Raw genomic sequence first — 16,682 nt, 5'->3', positions numbered from 1 at the left:
GGCGGTACCGTCGGTAGCCATGAGCCGAAGCCGGCAGACCACGATGGTGTTCGACGCACCCGCCGACGCGGTCTATGCCGCATACTCGCGCCGGGAGTACTGGCAGGCCATGATGGACCGCTACGACGACCTGACGCCCGGCAAATCGGACCTCACCGCATTCAGCTCCGGCGAGCACGGCATCGAGGTCGAGTTCCGGCAGGTGCTGCCGCGCGCGGAGCTGCCTCCGATCCTGCGGTCGGTGGTGCCGCTCGACATGGCGATCACCCGGAGACAGTGCCTCGGCCCGTTCGATCCGGGCGGGGTGAAAGGCGACTACACGGCGACGGTTTCCCATGTTCCGGGCCGGCTCGATGGCCGCTATGTGCTGACCGGGGTCGGCGCGGGCAGCCGGCTGCTGGCCGACAGCCGGTGCAAGGTGCCGATGCCCCTGGTCGGGGGCAAGCTCGAAGACATGGTCCTGCAATCCGTCAACGACGTGTTCACGATCGAGGGGGCGTTCACCACTGAGTGGATCTCCGAGCACGTCTAGACCCGTCGGGGCGGTCACCCGGGGCACCACCGGGTACAACCGGCTGCGCCGCAGCGACCGCTGGCTGGTGCACTCGGCCCGGGTACGCACGGCATTGCGGGCCGCCGCCGATCCGCTGGTGGTCGACCTGGGATACGGCGCGCTGCCGGTCACCACGCTCGAGCTCGCCGCGCGTCTGCAGACGGTGCGCACCGACGTCCGGGTGGTCGGGCTGGAGATCCACCCCGAGCGGGTGGCCACCGCGCGAGCCATGGCCGGCGGCACCGACGTGCACTTCGCCCTCGGCGGATTCGAGCTGGCCGGGCTGCGGCCGGTGCTGGTCCGCGCGTTCAACGTGTTGCGGCAGTACCCGGTCGAGGCGGTGCCCGAGGCCTGGGCCACGATGGCGCGTCAGCTCGCGCCCGGCGGGCTGATCGTCGACGGGACCTGCGATGAGCTGGGCCGCCGCTGCTGCTGGGTGCTGCTCGACGCGGACGGGCCGGTGAGCTTCACCCTGGCCTGTGACCCGTTCAGCATCGAGCGTCCCTCGGATCTGGCCGAACGGCTGCCCAAGGTGCTGATCCACCACAACGTGGCGGGCCAGCCGATCCACGCGTTGCTCACCGCCGCCGACCGGGCCTGGGCCAGCGCGGCCGGGCATGGGGTGTTCGGGCCGCGGCTGCGCTGGCGGGCCATGTTGGATCTGTTGCGCGACGAGGGATATCCGGTGGCACCGCCGCGGCGCCGGATGCGTGATGGGGTGCTGACGGTCCCCTGGGGCACCGTGGCGCCGGCCACGAATTAGGCACCGTGGCCCCGGCCACGAATTAGGCACCCGTGGCGCCGGCCACGAATCAGACCCCGCGGCGCCGCTAGGCTGTCTTCATGCGAATTGCCCTGGCGCAGATCGCCACCGGCACGGACCCGTCGTCGAATCTCACCCTGGTCGACGAGTTCACCCGGCGCGCAGCCGATGAGGGCGCCCGGTTGGTGCTGTTCCCGGAGGCCACCATGTGCCGGTTCGGGGTGCCGCTCGGCCCGGTGGCCGAGAGCCTGGACGGGCCGTGGGCTACCCAGGTGCGCGAGATCGCCGCGCGGGCGGGCGTGGTCGTGGTGGCCGGGATGTTCGCGCCCAGCGACGACGGGCGCGTCACCAACACCTTGATCGCCACCGGCGCGGGCGTGGACGCGCATTACCACAAGATCCACCTCTACGACGCCTTCGGATTCACCGAATCCCGCACTGTCGCACCGGGTTTCGATCCGGTGACGATCAGCGTCGACGGCGTCACGGTCGGGTTGACCACCTGTTACGACATCCGGTTCCCCGAGCTCTACGTCGAACTCGCGCGCCGCGGCGCACAGCTGATCACCGTGCACGCGTCGTGGGGATCCGGGCCGGGCAAGCTCGAGCAGTGGACCTTGCTGGCCCGGGCCCGCGCACTGGACACGACGGGTTTCGTCGCCGCGGTTGACCAGGCGTATCCGGGTGCCGAGATCGCCAAGGCGGGGCCGACGGGCGTCGGCGGCAGCCTGGTGGCCTCCCCCACCGGCGAGGTCCTCACCTCGGCCGGCCGCAGACACGCACTCAGTGTCAATGTGGTGATTGCCGCTGTTGCGGTGGTTGGGTTCTTTCCACCTGGTGTCTGGCTCAGACACGCACTGCCACCCGTCTGGGTTGGCGTTCGAGCATTCTGCCGACATCAGGTGGGAAGGACCGACCGGCGTGACTTGATAGGAGCGTGGCACCGCCCCCACTGAGATGTGTCCGCCGGCCGGCCCAACCTTCACTCATCCACCTCTTGATGAAAGAAGGCACTGTCCATGGTGATTGTTGGCACCGATGTACACAAGCGCACCCACACCTTCGTCGCGGTCAACGAGGCCGGCGCCAAGCTGGGTGAAAAAGTCGTCCCCGCGACCACCGCCGGACATCACACGGCGTTGCAGTGGGCACGCAGTCAGTTCGGCGCAGACCTGCTCTGGGGCGTCGAAGATTGCCGCAATCTCTCGGCCCGCCTTGAGCGGGACTTACTCTCGGCGGGCCATGGCCCAGACCCGAGCCTGCGCCCGCACCCGCGGCAAGTCCGATCCGATCGACGCACTGGCCGTCGCGCATGCGGTGCTGCGGTATCCCGATCTGCCCGTCGCTGCCCACGACGAGGTGTCACGGGAGTTGAAGTTGTTAGTGGATCGCCGTGAAGACCTTGTGGCTCAACGGACCTCAACAATCAACCGACTGCTGGGACGAATCCATGAACTCGACCCGGCCCGCACCCCCAAACGCGGTGCTCTGGACCGGGCCAAGACCCGTGCCGAGCTGGCCCGCGACGAACTCGACGACATCACCCGACTGACCGACACCATCAACGCCCTGGCCGCTCGAATCGGCCAGCACGTCCACGACGTCGCCCCCAGCTGCTGGCCCTTCAAGGCTGCGGTGAATTGACCGCAGCCAAACTCGTCGGCGAAACCGCCGGAGTAAAGCGGTTCAAAAACGAGGCGGCGTTCGCCCGCCACAGCGGCACCGCCCCCATCCCCGTGTGGTCGGGCAACACCGCCGGACGCGTCCGCCTCACCCGCTCAGGCAACCGCCAACTCAACGCCGCCCTCTACCGCATCGCCATCACCCAGATCCGCATCGCCGACAGCCCCGGACAGCTTTACTACCGCAAACGCCTCGCCCACGGCGACTCATCCACCGAAGCCCTACGCTGCCTCAAACGCCGCCTCGCGCGCACCGTCTACCACCGACTCCACACCGACGAACAAGCCCGCCTCAACGACCTACACCCCGCCGCCGCTTGACATAGGAGCAATGCTCGCGGTGCAGGGGCTAGCGGCGGGCGGACCGGAAGGTGGCGACCGCGCCGACGGCCGCGAGCGCCGCGAATGCGGTGAACAACCAGCGCGCCGCGTCCGCATCTCCGGTGACGCTGAGGTTGACGACCACACCGGCCAAGCCCGCACCCAGGGCGCCGCAGATCAGCTGCACGGTGTTGATCGCGGCCGCCGCGGCCGGACCCTCCGCCGGATCGTCGACGCTGCCCATTGCCCACGCGGACAGGTGCGGCCAGGCGATACCGACGCCGGCACCGCCGAGCAGCAAGGCCACCGCCCACGTCACCACCAGCCACGGCGCCATCCCCTCCCGGATCAGCAATGCCCCGGCCCCCAGGCCGGCCGCCATCACGAGCGGAGCGAACGCCACCGTCTGCGCGATCACCCGCCGATTCTGCAGCGACGCGCTGACGATCTCGCCCGTCGTCCAGCCGACCGACAACACCGCGCCGAAGAACCCGGCTGCGACGGGAGTCAGGTGTGCGAGCCGTTGACCGAACAGCGGCACGTACATCACGACCATGGTGGCGGCCATCAGCACCCCCAGGCTCAGGTAGATCCACTTCAGCGGGCCGCGCCCAAAGGTGCTGGGCGGCAGCACCGATGCCCCGGCCCGGCGGTCGACGAACACGAACCCGACCGCGAGCGCCACCCCCAATCCGAGCAGTGCCGCCGTGGCCCGCACGTCATGCGGGATCCCGGCCACGCTGATCGCCATGGCCGCGGCCCCCAGCAGTGTCAGCGACCACAGCGGAATGCCCGGCGCGGCAGACGATGTGGTGGCCCGGCCCGGTAACGCCACGGGCACGAGTGCCGCCATCGCGGCGGCCAGGATCACCAGGATCCCGAATGCCCACCGCCAGTGCCCGAACTGGGCGAACAGCCCGCCCGCCGCGGGGCCGACCACCGTGCCGACGCCCCACATCGCCGAAACGAGAGCGGATGCCTTGGTCCACAGAGTATTCGGCAGCGCCGTGTTGATCACCGCGTAGCCGAGGCCGGCCACCATCCCACCGGCGAAGCCCTGCACCGTGCGCCCGGCGAGCAGCACCTCCATGCTCGGGGCCAGGGCGCAGAGCAGGCTGCCGGCACCGAACACCGTGAGCCCCAACAAATATGCCCGTCGCGGCCCCAGCCGCATCAACGTCGAATGGACCGTGGTGGCCGCCACCACCGAGGCGACCAGGTACACCGTCGTCACCCACGCGTAGAACCGGTGCCCGCCGATGTCCGCGACCGCGCTGGGCAGCAGGCTGATGGTCAGGAGCTCGTTGGTGGCGTACAGCAGCACACCACCGGCCAACACGGTGGATGCACCCAGATGCCGGGCACCCAGCAACTGCCGCCAGGTGCCGGCATCCGGCGTCACGGTATCGGTCACGACGACGACGCTAAAGGCTGAACCGCTGTTGAGGTCAACAACGGGTCACTTCAGGCCGGCCGCATCCATCCCCCGCAGTTCCTTCTTCAGATCCTGGATCTCGTCGCGAATCCGGGCCGCGAGCTCGAACTGCAGATCACGGGCGGCGGTCATCATCTGCTCGGTCAGATCCTTGATCAGATCGGCCAATTCGGCCCGCGGCATGTTGGTGGTGTCGCGGCCTTCCACGATGCCGGCACTGACCGCCCGCCCCGGCTCACCCTGGGCGCGGCGGCCCCGCGAGGCGTTGCGGCCTGAACCACCGATCTCCACCGATTCGCTGTCGTCGGCCTCCCGGTACACCTGATCGAGAATGTCGGCGATCTTCTTGCGCAGCGGCTTGGGGTCGATGCCGTTGGCCTCGTTGTAAGCGATCTGCTTGGCCCGGCGGCGCTCGGTCTCGTCGATCGCCTCACGCATCGAGTCGGTGATCTTGTCGGCGTACATGTGCACTTCGCCGGACACGTTGCGCGCCGCGCGACCGATGGTCTGGATCAGGCTGCGCGTCGAGCGCAGAAACCCCTCCTTGTCGGCGTCGAGAATCGACACCAGCGACACCTCGGGAAGGTCCAGCCCCTCGCGCAGCAGGTTGATCCCGACCAGCACGTCGTACTCCCCCAGCCGAAGCTGCCGCAGCAACTCGACCCGGCGCAGGGTGTCGACCTCCGAGTGCAGGTACCGGACCTTGATGCCCAGCTCCAGCAGGTAGTCGGTGAGATCCTCGGCCATCTTCTTGGTCAGCGTGGTGACCAGGACACGTTCGTCGCGCTCGGTGCGGGTCCGGATCTCGCCGATCAGGTCGTCGATCTGGCCCTTGGTCGGCTTCACGACCACCTTCGGGTCGACCAGACCGGTCGGACGGATGACCTGTTCGACGAACTCGCCACCGGCCTGGCTGATCTCGTATGCGCCCGGAGTGGCCGACAAGTACACCGTCTGCCCGATCCGGTCGGCGAATTCCTCCCAGGTCAACGGCCGGTTGTCGACCGCCGACGGCAGCCGGAAACCGAAATCGACCAGGTTGCGCTTACGCGACATGTCGCCCTCGTACATGCCGCCGATCTGCGGCACCGTGACGTGGGACTCGTCGATGACGAGCAGGAAGTCCTCGGGGAAGTAATCCAGCAGCGTCGCGGGCGCCGAACCGGCCGGGCGGCCGTCGATGTGGCGCGAGTAGTTCTCGATGCCCGAGCAGAAACCGACCTGCTTCATCATCTCGACGTCGTAGTTGGTACGCATCCGCAGCCGCTGGGCCTCCAGCAGCTTGCCCTGCCCCTCCAGCTCGGCCAGGCGGTCCTCCAACTCCTGCTCGATGGTGGAGATCGCGTGCGCCATGCGCTCCGGGCCCGCCACATAGTGGGTGGCCGGGAAGATCCGCAGCGAGTCGACCTGGCGGACGATGTCACCGGTCAACGGATGCAGGTAGTACAGCGCCTCGATCTCGTCACCGAAGAACTCGATGCGCACCGCGAGTTCCTCGTACGACGGGATGATCTCCACGGTGTCGCCGCGCACCCGGAAGGTGCCGCGGGTGAACGCCATGTCGTTGCGGTTGTACTGGACGTCGACCAGCAACCGCAGCAGACCGTCCCGCGGTACCTCGTCACCGACGTTGAGCTCGACCGACCGGTCCAGGTAGGACTGCGGCGTGCCCAGGCCGTAGATGCACGACACCGACGCCACCACCACGACGTCGCGCCGCGACAGCAGTGACGACGTGGCCGAGTGCCGGAGCCGCTCGACGTCGTCGTTGATCGAGCTGTCCTTCTCGATGTAGGTGTCGGTCTGCGCGATGTAGGCCTCGGGCTGGTAGTAGTCGTAATACGACACGAAGTACTCAACGGCGTTGTGCGGCAACATCTCCCGCAACTCATTGGCGAGCTGGGCGGCCAGCGTCTTGTTCGGCGCCATCACCAGGGTGGGCCGCTGCAACCGCTCGATCAGCCACGCCGTGGTGGCCGATTTACCGGTACCCGTCGCGCCGAGCAGCACGACGTCGCGCTCCCCGGCCTTGATCCGGCGCTCGAGTTCGTCGATGGCGGCCGGCTGGTCACCGGCCGGGTCGTACTCACTGACCACCTCGAACCGCGCGCCGGTCCGGACGATGTCATCGACAGCCCGGTACTCCGAATGCGCGAGCACGGGATGTTCGGTCGCGAAGGCCATGCTCACCAGCGTAGAACTGTGCACCGACAACTTCCGCCCGCGTTCACTCCCCGCGTAGTCTGGGGCACATCCACCCTCCCAAGCACGAGACATTCGACCTGGTGGCCCGCACGAACACCGACCCCAAGGGCATCGTGCGGGCCGTCGACGTCTACACCGTGCAACCCTGGGGGCTCTACATGGCCCGGCCGACGCCCGGCCGAGCGCAGTTCCACTACCTGGAATCGTGGCTGCTTCCCCAGCTCGGCCTGCGGGCCAGCATCTTCCATTTCAACCCCGGCCACGAGCGTGACCAGGACTTCTACCTCGACGTCGGCACCTACACCGCCGGGCCGAAGGTGTGGCATTCCGAGGATCACTACCTGGACCTGGTGCTGCGCACCGGCCGGGGCGTCGAGCTGTGCGACGTCGACGAACTGCTCACCGCGGTCCGCCACGGCCTGCTGAGCCCGGAGGTCGCCGAGCAGGCGGTGCAAACCGCCGCCACCGCGATCGAGGGCCTGGCCAGCTGCGGTTTTCAGCTGGATCGCTGGCTTTCCGGCAACGGAATGGCCCTCACGTGGCGGGGAGCGTAAGGTCTGGATTCATGAGTTCAGCTAAGTACGTCTGGGGAGTCCTCCCCGCGCTGGCAGGACTGCTCACCGGCGCGCTGTTGATCCCCGCTGCGGCACAGGCCGACCCGGAGGCGCCGCCGCAGGTGGAGCCGCTGCCCGACCAGCAGCTCCACAACGTCACCTACCGCGCCCGGATCGACGGGGTGTCCCGCAACGCGACGATCGCCTACAAGATCGACGACAACAACATCAACACCGCGGACCCGTCCATGCTGCCCGGCCGGGTCTTCGAAGCGACCGGTGTGGTGGCCGATCCCGCGGCCGCGGGGATGTCGGTGCGTATCGACTGGCCGTACTCGGCGAACCTGCACTGCGAGATCCTGGTGGACGACCAGATCGTGGCCCAGGCCGACACCTTCGTCGCACCGCGGCTGATGCGGCCCAAGGACGACCCGAATTACGGCAGCCTGCCCTGCGGCGCCGCGCTGAACACCCCGGTGCCGGCAACCGTCGTCGACCCGGCCACGCCGGCCGATCCCGCGCTTCCGCCTGCCGCGGATCCCGCGCTGCCTCCTGCCCCGGAGCCAGCGCCCCCGGCCGCCTGACCGTCAGCGCTTGAGCCAGGACTCGACCGTGCGCCGGGTGTCGTTGATATGGGCTGCCATCTCGGCCGCGGCGCGCTCCGGATCACGGTTCTCGATCGCCTCGAGGATCGCGGCGTGATAGTCGTTGGCGTTGGGCTCCAGCCGCCCGAAGATCGCGCCGACCGGTAGCCACATCCTGCGGCGGGCGTCGGCCACGGCGTCGAGCAGCCGGGCGTTCTGGGCGGCCTGAGCGATTCCGAGATGGAACGCCGAATCCAAGGTCTGGAAGTCGGTGGTGTGACGGGCAGACTGGTCGTTCATCGCCGTATGCAGCGCGGATTCCATGCCTTTGAGCAGTTTTCGAAGCGCGGTCAGATCAGTGGCGCGGCGCCGTTCGGCCGCCAACCGGGTGGCCCCGGTTTCGACGACGACGCGATAGTCGAACGCGTCGCGGACCTCGCGCTTGTTGCGGCGCAACTCCGCGCGCATCTCGGCCGAGTCATAGTGCGGCGCCTGGACGGTGAACCCGCCGCCCCGGCCACGCCGGACCGTGATCAGGCCCTCCCGTTCGAGCACGGCGACCGCCGCGCGCACCGTGGTGCGGGAGACGTTCAGGACGTCGGACAGCTCGCGTTCGGTGGGCAGCCGGTCACCGGGCCGGAACTGTCCGAGTTCCAGGGCCCGCCGCATCTGGTCGACCACCAGCTCGTGGGCGGCGATCTGGCGGACCGGAACCAGTGCCGGTTTGCCTGTTGACATACGCCCCCCTTCGACCGCCCCAAACGTACCGCAGCGTCGGAACTGCGGCGCGGACATTCGTCCGCCGGTTCGCCGGTAACGAAACCCGGTGTAGCCCAACGTTTAAGGCTGCCACCCCGTCGCGTCCGCCCACTCCGAGGCGCGCCGGTAGGCGTCGAGGAACCACGGCTCTTTGGCCACGGCGTAATCGGGCGCCTTCACCGCGGCGTGCTTGGCGGCAAGGTAGTCCGCGTGCACGCCCGGGTTGTTGCGCAGCCAGTCGACGAACATCAGCGCGAAGCGCTGGTTGGGCCAGCCGTCCACCCGGATGTGCACATTCGTCGGCCGGCCCGGGTCCGCCGAGGCGTGGAAACGCTTGTGCCACACCGCCGGATCCGCACTGTGCGGGGTGTCCGTGGTGATACCGGGCACCGCGGGATAACCGGCCGTCAACAGTGCATCGGCGAGTTCGTCGGCAACAGCCAGTGACGGGACCGTCACCTGCACGTCGATGACGTCCTTGGCGTCCAGACCGGGCACGGCCGTCGACCCGATGTGGTCGATGCGGACCGCGCGGTGTCCGCAGGCGGAGTTCAGCCGCGCCACGATCCGGCGGGCCTGATCCGGCCAGGTCGGGTCGTAGGGCACCACGACGGGGTGTCGATAGGCCGGCTGCCGCATCGTGAGGTTGTGCGCGAACGGCAGGATCCGCTCGTGCCAGAGGGCGCGGGCCTGTTCGACCACGGCGCCCGGGCTACCCGAATTGTCCAGCCAGACATCCGCGACCGCACGACGCTGCTCCTCGGTGGCCTGCGCGGCGATGCGGGCGCGGGCATCCTCCTCGGTGAACCCGCGGTACTCGATGAGCCGCTTGACCCGGATCTCTGGGTCGGCGTTCACCACGATGACCAACGGGAACATGGGCGCCATCTGAGACTCCACCAGCAGCGGGATGTCCTCGACGATGACGGCGTCTTCGTGCGCAGCCGCGATGAGCTCCGACCGGCGGTGCGCCACCAGCGGGTGCACGATGCCGTTCAAGGTGGCGCGCTTCTCGTCGTCGCTGAAGGCCACCGCGGCCAGGGCGGGACGGTTCAGCGCCCCTTCGGGCAGCAGGATCCCGTCGCCGAACGCCTCGACGAGCTTGGCCAGCCCCTCGGTTCCGGGCTCGACCACCTCGCGGGCGATGACGTCGCCGTCGACGATGATGCCGCCGAGATCACTGAATGTGGCCGACACTGTTGACTTCCCGGCGCCGATACCGCCGGTTAACCCGATACGAAGCACGCCTGACAGTCTGTCAGGGCGCCGAAACGACGAACGCCCCGACCCAAGAGGGCCGGGGCGTTCGTTGCCAGACTTACCTAGGCGTTGCCTGCGAGCTTCTCCCGCAGAGCGGCCAGCTGTGCATCGCTGGCCAGCGTGCCACCGGTGGACTCCTCCGAGCGGGAGGAACCGTTGGACACCGGACGGGCAGCTTCCTCGGCCTCGGCCGCGGCGAACTTCTCCATCTGCGTGGTGTGCATCTTGTGCCGGCGCTCGGCCTCGGCGTAGCGGGCCTCCCACTCCTCACGCTGCTTGTCGAAGCCTTCGAGCCATTCGTTGGTCTCGGCGTCGAAGCCCTCGGGGAAGATGTAGTTGCCCTGCTCGTCGTAGCTGTCGGCCATGCCGTACTTCGACGGGTCGAACTCCTCGGTGTAGTCCTCGTTGGCCTGCTTGAGGCTCAGCGAGATCCGGCGACGCTCCAGGTCGATGTCGATGACCTTGACCATCGCGTCGTCGCCGACCTGGACCACCTGGTCCGGGACCTCGACGTGGCGCTCGGACAGCTCCGAGATGTGCACCAGACCCTCGATGCCCTCCTCGACGCGGACGAACGCACCGAACGGCACCAGCTTGGTGACCTTGCCCGGCACGATCTGGCCGATCGCGTGGGTGCGGGCGAAGTGACGCCACGGATCTTCCTGAGTCGCCTTGAGCGACAGCGAAACCCGCTCGCGATCCATGTCGACGTCGAGCACCTCGACGGTGACCTCGTCGCCCACCTGAACCACCTCGGACGGGTGATCGATGTGCTTCCAGGACAGCTCGGAGACGTGGACCAGACCGTCGACACCGCCGAGATCGACGAAGGCGCCGAAGTTGACGATCGAGGAGACGACACCCTTGCGGATGGCGCCCTTCTGCAGCTGGTTGAGGAACTCGCTGCGCACCTCGGACTGGGTCTGCTCCAGCCAGGCGCGGCGGCTCAGCACCACGTTGTTGCGGTTCTTGTCCAGCTCGATGATCTTGGCCTCGATCTCCTTGCCGATGTACGGCTGCAGATCGCGGACGCGACGCATCTCGACCAGCGATGCGGGCAGGAAGCCACGCAGGCCGATGTCGAGGATCAGGCCGCCCTTGACGACCTCGATGACGGTGCCCTTGACGGCCTCGTCCTTCTCCTTGAGCTCCTCGATGGTGCCCCAGGCGCGCTCGTACTGAGCCCGCTTCTTGGACAGGATCAGGCGGCCTTCCTTGTCCTCCTTGGTGAGAACGAGGGCCTCGACCTCATCGCCCACGGAAACGACCTCGTTGGGGTCGACGTCGTGCTTGATGGAGAGTTCGCGGGAAGGAATGACACCTTCGGTCTTGTAACCGATGTCGAGGAGGACCTCGTCACGGTCAACCTTGACGATGGTTCCCTCGACGATGTCGCCATCGTTGAAGTATTTGATGGTTTTGTCGATGGCGGCGAGAAAGTCCTCAGCCGAGCCGATGTCGTTGACGGCTACTTGCGGCGAGGTGACGGAGGGACTTGGCATGTGGTGGGTTGCTCCGGACAGGTTTAATCGTAGGGACATTTGTATTGCGGTTTTGCGTTCGTGCAGATCCGTGGCAGTGACCAGACGGTGTCAAGCTGTGCGCACAGATACGTAACGAGGGTACTCGACCGGGTACACGCAGGACAAACCCGGTCCCAAGAAGGCAGGCCGCGAGGGCTCCCCGTCACGGGTCCCGGCGAGATTTGTGCCGAGAACGCCGTCCACCCACGGCTACGCTGCTGCGGTGGCGTACTACCCGACTCCCGGCCCCGCCTCCCGGCCGTGGTACCCGATCACCGCACCACTGCCCAGGCCGGTCCGCAAGGTAGGCGCCCCGCTGGCCGCGATCATCGCGTGCGGGGTCGTGATCGGCGCGCTGGTGCTGCTGTTCACCGCGCTCAACCCGGTCGGCGCGATCGTCGGGTTCACCCTGTCCAGCATCGTGATGACCGGGGCGGTGTTCGCCTACCTGTGGCTGGACCGCTGGGAACCGGAGCCGCCCCGACTGCTGCTGCTGGCCTTCGGCTGGGGCGCCGCGGTGGCGATCGTGTTGTCACTGGTGTTGAGCCTGTTCACCGATGCGCTGCTGGCACCCGGGGTCGACTCGTCGCACAGTTTCGCCTCGGTGGCGATCCGGGCCCCGCTCATCGAAGAGGCCGCCAAGGGCCTGTTCCTGCTGATCATGATGACCGGGCGCCGACGCAACGAGCTGAACTCGCTCACCGACTGCCTCGTGTACGCCGGCCTGGTCGGCCTCGGGTTCGCCTGGCTGGAAGACATCATGTACATCTCCAGCGCGGATTCGCTGGCCGGATCACTGCTCACCGCGGCGATGCGCCTGATCATGGCGCCCTTCGCGCACTCGCTGTTCACCACCATGACCGCGATCGGGGTGTACTTCGCCCTGCACCGGCGCAGCTCGGGCGCCAAGGCCCTGTGCATCCTGGCCGGGTATCTGGGCGCGGTGCTCATGCACGGGTTGTGGAACGGCTCGTCGCTGGTGGGGGCGGGCACCTACTTCATCGTGTACGCGGTGTGGATGGTGCCGATGTTCGTCACGATGATCGTGGTGGCCGTGATCAGCCGCCGCCGCGAGCAGANTCGTCGAGCTCGCCTTCGTCCGCGACCGCATCGACCGCGGATTCGGGGACGCCCGGGTGTACGCGCTCCAGCAGGAGGAGGTCTACGCCGTTGCCGCCGCACGGTCGGCCGCCCCGATCCTGCACTGGCTGGCCAACTACCGCGCGCCCGTCGGCTACTGACCTGCTAGTGCGCCGCCGAGTCCCAACTCGGGCCGTAGCCCACCGACACCTCCAGCGGGACGTCCAACGGATAGGCGTTGCCCATGTGCTCGCGCACCAGGGCCTCCAAGGTCTCGCGCTCGCCGTCGGCCACCTCGAACAGGAGCTCGTCGTGGACCTGCAGCAGCATCCGTGATTTCAGCCCGGCGTCCTTGATCGCGGCGTCGACGTTGATCATCGCCACCTTGATGATGTCGGCGGCGCTGCCCTGGATCGGCGCGTTGAGCGCGGCCCGCTCGGCGGCCTCCCGCACGTTGCGGTTGCTGCTGTCCAGTTCCGGTAGGTAGCGGCGGCGGCCCAGCACGGTCGAGGTGAACCCGTCCTTGCGGGCCTGGTCGACCACGTCGCGCAGGTAGTCGCGCACCCCGCCGAACCGGTCGAAGTACTGCTCCATCTGCACCTTGGCCTCTTCGGTGGAGATCTTGAGCTGACTGGCCAGCCCGTAGGCGCTCAACCCGTAGGCCAGGCCGTACGACATCGCCTTGACCCGGCGGCGCAGCTCCGGGGTCACCTCGTCGATGGGCACCGAGAACGCCCGCGAGGCCACGAACGAATGCAGGTCCTCCCCTGTGTTGAATGCCTCGATGAGGCCTTCGTCCCGGGACAGGTGCGCCATGATCCGCATCTCGATCTGGCTGTAGTCGGCCGTCATCAGCTCGCTGTAGGGCCCGTCCGGGCCGGCGCCGACCACGAACGCATCGCGGATGCGACGGCCCGCCTCGGTGCGGATCGGGATGTTCTGCAGGTTCGGCTCGGTAGACGACAGCCGGCCGGTGGCGGCGATGGTCTGGTTGAACGTGGTGTGAATGCGGCCGTCGGACGCCACGGAGTTGAGCAGGCCGTCGACGGTCACCTTCAGCCGGGTGGCGTCGCGGTGGGCCAGCAGGTGCTGCAGAAACGGATGCCCGGTCTTGTCGAACAGCGACTGCAGCGCGTCGGCGTCGGTGGTGTAGCCGGTCTTGGTGCGCTTGGTCTTCGGCATCTCGAGCTCGTCGAACAGCACCGCCTGCAGCTGTTTGGGCGAGCCGAGGTTGATCTGCTTGCCGATCACCGCGTAGGCGGCCTCGGCGGCGTCACGGATCTGATCGGCGAACTCGCTCTGCAGCTCCTGCAGCTTGTCCAGGTCGACGGCGATACCGGTCGACTCCATCTCGGCCAGCGCCCGCTGCACCGGCAGTTCCATTCGGCCCAGCAGGGACGACGAGTCGATGCGGGCCAGCTCCTCGTCCAGCGCATCGGCGAGGTCCAGCACCGCGCAGGCCCGCAGGATCAGCGTCTGCACCGCCTGCTCGTCGACCCCGTCGGAGTCATCCAGCAGCGAAAGCTGTTGCTGCTCAGGCGTTTCCGCACGCAGTTCGCGGCGCAGGTAGCGCACCGCCAGGTCGTCGAGCGCGAAGCTGCGCTGCCCCGGCCGCACCAGGTAGGCCGCCAGCGCCGTGTCGGAGGTGACGCCGCGCAGGGTCCAGCCGCGGCCGGCCAGATCGTGCATGGCCAGCTTGGCCTCGTGCAGCGCCTTGGGCGGCCCGGGATCGGCCAGCCAGCGCGCCAGCGCCTCCTCGTCCTCGGGCGTCAACGTCGCGGTGTCGATGTAGCGCCCGTCGCCGTCGGGCGCCACGATGGCCAGCGCGGTGGCATCGGCGTCGTAGGCCAGGTGCGTACCGACGACGGCGAGTCCGAACCGGTTGCCCAGGCTGTGCTCGGCCAGCCAGGCCGCCAGCTCACCCGACTCCAGCGCGCGGCCGCGCACGTCGAACCCGTGCTCGACCTCGGGCTCGGAAGCGACCAGTGTCTCGAACAGCCGGTCGCGCAGCACCCGGAATTCCAGGTCGTCGAACAGCCGGTGGATCTGGTCACGGTTCCACGGCTGCATCCGCAGGGTGTCGGGCGTCTGCGCCAACGGCACATCACGCACCAGCTCCGTGAGATCCCGGTTCAGCACCACGCTGGACAGGTTGGCCCGCAACGCGTCACCCACCTTTCCCTTTACCGTGTCGACGTTGTCGACCAGGGCCTGCAGCGAGCCGTGCTCGACGATCCACTTCGTCGCGGTCTTCTCGCCGACTCCGGGGATACCGGGCAGGTTGTCACTCGGGTCCCCGCGTAGTGCGGCGAAGTCCGGGTACTGCGCCGGGGTGAGCCCGTACTTCTCCACCACGGCCTCCGGGGTGAACCGGGTGAGCTCGCTGACCCCCTTGCGCGGGTACAGCACGGTGACGTTGTCGGTGACCAACTGCAGCGAATCACGGTCACCGGTGACCACCAGCACCCGGTAGCCCTCCTGCTCGGCTTGGGTGGCCAGGGTGGCGATGATGTCGTCGGCCTCGAAACCGGGCTCGGCCAGTGCCGTGATGCCCAGTGCGCCGAGCACCTCCTTGGTGATGTCGATCTGCCCGCGGAACTCATCCGGCGTCGCGGACCGGCCCTCCTTGTACTCGGGGTACTTGTCCTTGCGGAACGTCTGCCGCGACACGTCGAATGCCGCGGCGACATGGCTGGGCTGCTCGTCGCGCAGCAGGTTGATCAGCATCGAGGTGAACCCGTAGACCGCGTTGGTGGTCAACCCGCCCTGGGTCTTGAAATTCTCCGCGGGCAACGCGTAAAACGCGCGGAATGCCAGGGAATTACCGTCGAGCAGCATCAGTGTGGGCTTCGGGTCCGTCACGGCACNCCTCACCACAGCCCTCAGCCTGCACGCCCGGGGCATGCGCGTCACCGTCGTGGAATCGGCGCGCGAGCTCGCCGCGATGGGCGTCGGCATCAACCTGCTCCCCCACGCCGTCGCCGAACTCCACACGCTCGGCCTCGGCGACCGGCTTCGCGCGATCTCGGCCGCCCCGGCGGTCATCGACTACTACACCTCCGACGGCGAGCTGCTGTTCCGCGAGCCTCGCGGAATCGAAGGCGGCTACGCGTACCCCCAGTGTTCGGTGCACCGCGGCCGGCTGCAGATGCTGCTGCTCGATGCGGTGCGGGACCGGCTCGGGCCCGACGCCGTGCGCACCGCAGCAGGCGTCACGGACTTCGAAGAGACGGCGGACGGCGTGCGGGTGGCCACACGCGCCGGCGACTTCGCTGCCGAGGTGTTCGTCGGCGCCGACGGCGTGCAGTCGATGGTGCGGCGCCGGCTGCACCCGGGCCCCGATCCCCTGCTGTGGTCCGGCGTGCGGATGTTCCGCGGCGCGACCCGCATGGAACCGTTCCTCGACGGCCGCACCATGGCCATCGTCAAAGGACCGGGCGGGGTCGAACTGGTCGCCTACCCGATCGGCGGCGGCCTGGTGAACTGGGTGCTGCAGGTCACCGAGGGTACGCCCGGACCGTTGCCCGGTGACGCGAACTGGAACACCCCGGCCGATCCGGCGGCGGTGGCCGCCCACATGGCCGGCTGGCAGCTGGACTGGCTGGACCACGCCGAGCTCGTAGGGCGCTCCGACGCGGTGTTCGAGTACCCAATGGTCGACCGGGAACCGCTCCCGCACTGGGGAACTCGACGTGTCACGCTGCTCGGCGATGCCGCACATCCGATGTATCCGGTCGGCGCCAACGGCGGTTCCCAAGCGATTCTCGACGCGCGCGCCCTGGCCGACGAACTGGCCGAAGGCCGCGGTGTTGCCGGCTACGAGACCCGGCGCATCCCCGAGACGTCCGCCGTGATCCGGGCCAACCGGGAGATGCATGCGGGCGATCGGCACGACCTGGCCCGCGTCACCGCCGACTACCGGCGAAACACATTGGCCGACCGGCATTCCCGGTGATGTGAGAC

The 16,682-nt window shown here is 68.3% G+C and carries 12 protein-coding genes and 2 pseudogenes; 8 read left to right on the top strand and 6 right to left on the bottom strand.

All coding sequences use genetic code 11. The features are described from left to right. The 4 genes and pseudogenes from BN4332_RS08385 to BN4332_RS08370 form a co-directional block, all read left to right on the top strand. On the top strand, positions 1–532 hold a 532-nt coding region (locus BN4332_RS08385; RefSeq protein WP_235654049.1), incomplete at its 5' end, for a DUF2505 domain-containing protein. Further along, positions 507–1,316: a class I SAM-dependent methyltransferase gene (locus tag BN4332_RS08380; protein ID WP_066898023.1), complete on the top strand. Its 810-nt coding sequence runs from the start codon at positions 507–509 to the stop codon at positions 1,314–1,316. The genes BN4332_RS08385 and BN4332_RS08380, both read left to right, overlap by 26 nt. A gap of 80 nt (positions 1,317–1,396) precedes the next feature. Beyond that, entirely contained in the window at positions 1,397–2,272 is an 876-nt protein-coding gene (locus BN4332_RS08375) for a carbon-nitrogen hydrolase family protein (RefSeq protein WP_235654048.1), read from the top strand. A 63-nt stretch (positions 2,273–2,335) separates the two neighbouring features. After that, positions 2,336–3,319 (top strand): annotated as a pseudogene (locus tag BN4332_RS08370) (IS110 family RNA-guided transposase). A gap of 28 nt (positions 3,320–3,347) precedes the next feature. Here BN4332_RS08370 and BN4332_RS08365 read toward each other — a convergent pair. Further along, positions 3,348–4,733, bottom strand: a complete 1,386-nt coding sequence (locus tag BN4332_RS08365) for an MFS transporter (protein ID WP_066898022.1) — start codon at positions 4,731–4,733, stop codon at positions 3,348–3,350. A gap of 45 nt (positions 4,734–4,778) precedes the next feature. Continuing rightward, positions 4,779–6,938, bottom strand: a complete 2,160-nt coding sequence (gene uvrB / locus BN4332_RS08360; RefSeq protein WP_066898021.1) for an excinuclease ABC subunit UvrB — start codon at positions 6,936–6,938, stop codon at positions 4,779–4,781. A gap of 68 nt (positions 6,939–7,006) precedes the next feature. On the opposite strand from uvrB, the gene BN4332_RS08355 reads away from it, so the two are divergent. Beyond that, positions 7,007–7,513: a ribonuclease FAU-1 family protein gene (locus BN4332_RS08355; RefSeq protein ID WP_200820388.1), complete on the top strand. Its 507-nt coding sequence runs from the start codon at positions 7,007–7,009 to the stop codon at positions 7,511–7,513. Positions 7,514–7,524: 11 nt separating this feature from the next. After that, entirely contained in the window at positions 7,525–8,097 is a 573-nt protein-coding gene (locus tag BN4332_RS08350) for a hypothetical protein (RefSeq protein WP_066898020.1), read from the top strand. 3 nt (positions 8,098–8,100) lie between these two features. On the opposite strand, the gene BN4332_RS08345 is transcribed toward BN4332_RS08350, so the two are convergent. The 3 genes from BN4332_RS08345 to rpsA all read right to left on the bottom strand — a co-directional run bounded on the left by BN4332_RS08345 (position 8,101) and on the right by rpsA (position 11,618). After that, positions 8,101–8,835, bottom strand: a complete 735-nt coding sequence (locus BN4332_RS08345) for a FadR/GntR family transcriptional regulator (RefSeq protein WP_066898019.1) — start codon at positions 8,833–8,835, stop codon at positions 8,101–8,103. A 102-nt stretch (positions 8,836–8,937) separates the two neighbouring features. Then, a complete protein-coding gene (gene coaE / locus BN4332_RS08340; protein ID WP_066898018.1) occupies positions 8,938–10,101 on the bottom strand; it encodes a dephospho-CoA kinase in 1,164 nt (387 codons plus the stop codon). A 77-nt stretch (positions 10,102–10,178) separates the two neighbouring features. Continuing rightward, a complete protein-coding gene (rpsA, locus tag BN4332_RS08335) occupies positions 10,179–11,618 on the bottom strand; it encodes a 30S ribosomal protein S1 (protein ID WP_003884756.1) in 1,440 nt (479 codons plus the stop codon). A gap of 244 nt (positions 11,619–11,862) precedes the next feature. On the opposite strand from rpsA, the pseudogene BN4332_RS08330 reads away from it, so the two are divergent. Beyond that, a pseudogene (locus BN4332_RS08330) lies at positions 11,863–12,880 on the top strand (PrsW family intramembrane metalloprotease). A 4-nt stretch (positions 12,881–12,884) separates the two neighbouring features. On the opposite strand, the gene polA reads toward BN4332_RS08330, so the two are convergent. Beyond that, positions 12,885–15,623 carry a DNA polymerase I gene (gene polA / locus BN4332_RS08325; RefSeq protein ID WP_066898027.1) on the bottom strand — a complete coding sequence of 913 codons (2,739 nt, stop codon included), beginning with the start codon at positions 15,621–15,623 and terminating at the stop codon, positions 12,885–12,887. Between polA and BN4332_RS08320 the strand changes: the two genes are divergently transcribed. Beyond that, on the top strand, positions 15,622–16,674 hold the full coding sequence (locus BN4332_RS08320; protein WP_160110824.1) for an FAD-dependent monooxygenase: 1,053 nt from the start codon (positions 15,622–15,624) through the stop codon (positions 16,672–16,674). The two genes, polA and BN4332_RS08320, sit on opposite strands and share 2 nt — an antisense overlap. The last annotated feature ends 8 nt before the right edge of the window (positions 16,675–16,682 follow it).

It is taken from the genome of Mycolicibacterium houstonense (assembly GCF_900078665.2).
GTDB lineage: Bacteria > Actinomycetota > Actinomycetes > Mycobacteriales > Mycobacteriaceae > Mycobacterium > Mycobacterium houstonense.
Note: the sequence above shows the minus strand (reverse complement) of the source record. Positions and strands in the feature narration are given on the sequence as shown.

Excerpts from the sequence above, each read along its gene's own strand:
- BN4332_RS08375 (WP_235654048.1), top strand. The coding sequence starts at position 1,397 with ATGCGAATTGCCCTGGCGCAGATCGCCACCGGCACGGACCCGTCGTCG.
- uvrB (WP_066898021.1), bottom strand. The coding sequence starts at position 6,938 with ATGGCCTTCGCGACCGAACATCCCGTGCTCGCGCATTCGGAGTACCGG.
- BN4332_RS08350 (WP_066898020.1), top strand. The coding sequence starts at position 7,525 with ATGAGTTCAGCTAAGTACGTCTGGGGAGTCCTCCCCGCGCTGGCAGGA.
- BN4332_RS08345 (WP_066898019.1), bottom strand. The coding sequence starts at position 8,835 with ATGTCAACAGGCAAACCGGCACTGGTTCCGGTCCGCCAGATCGCCGCC.
- rpsA (WP_003884756.1), bottom strand. The coding sequence starts at position 11,618 with ATGCCAAGTCCCTCCGTCACCTCGCCGCAAGTAGCCGTCAACGACATC.
- BN4332_RS08320 (WP_160110824.1), top strand. The coding sequence starts at position 15,622 with ATGCGCGTCACCGTCGTGGAATCGGCGCGCGAGCTCGCCGCGATGGGC.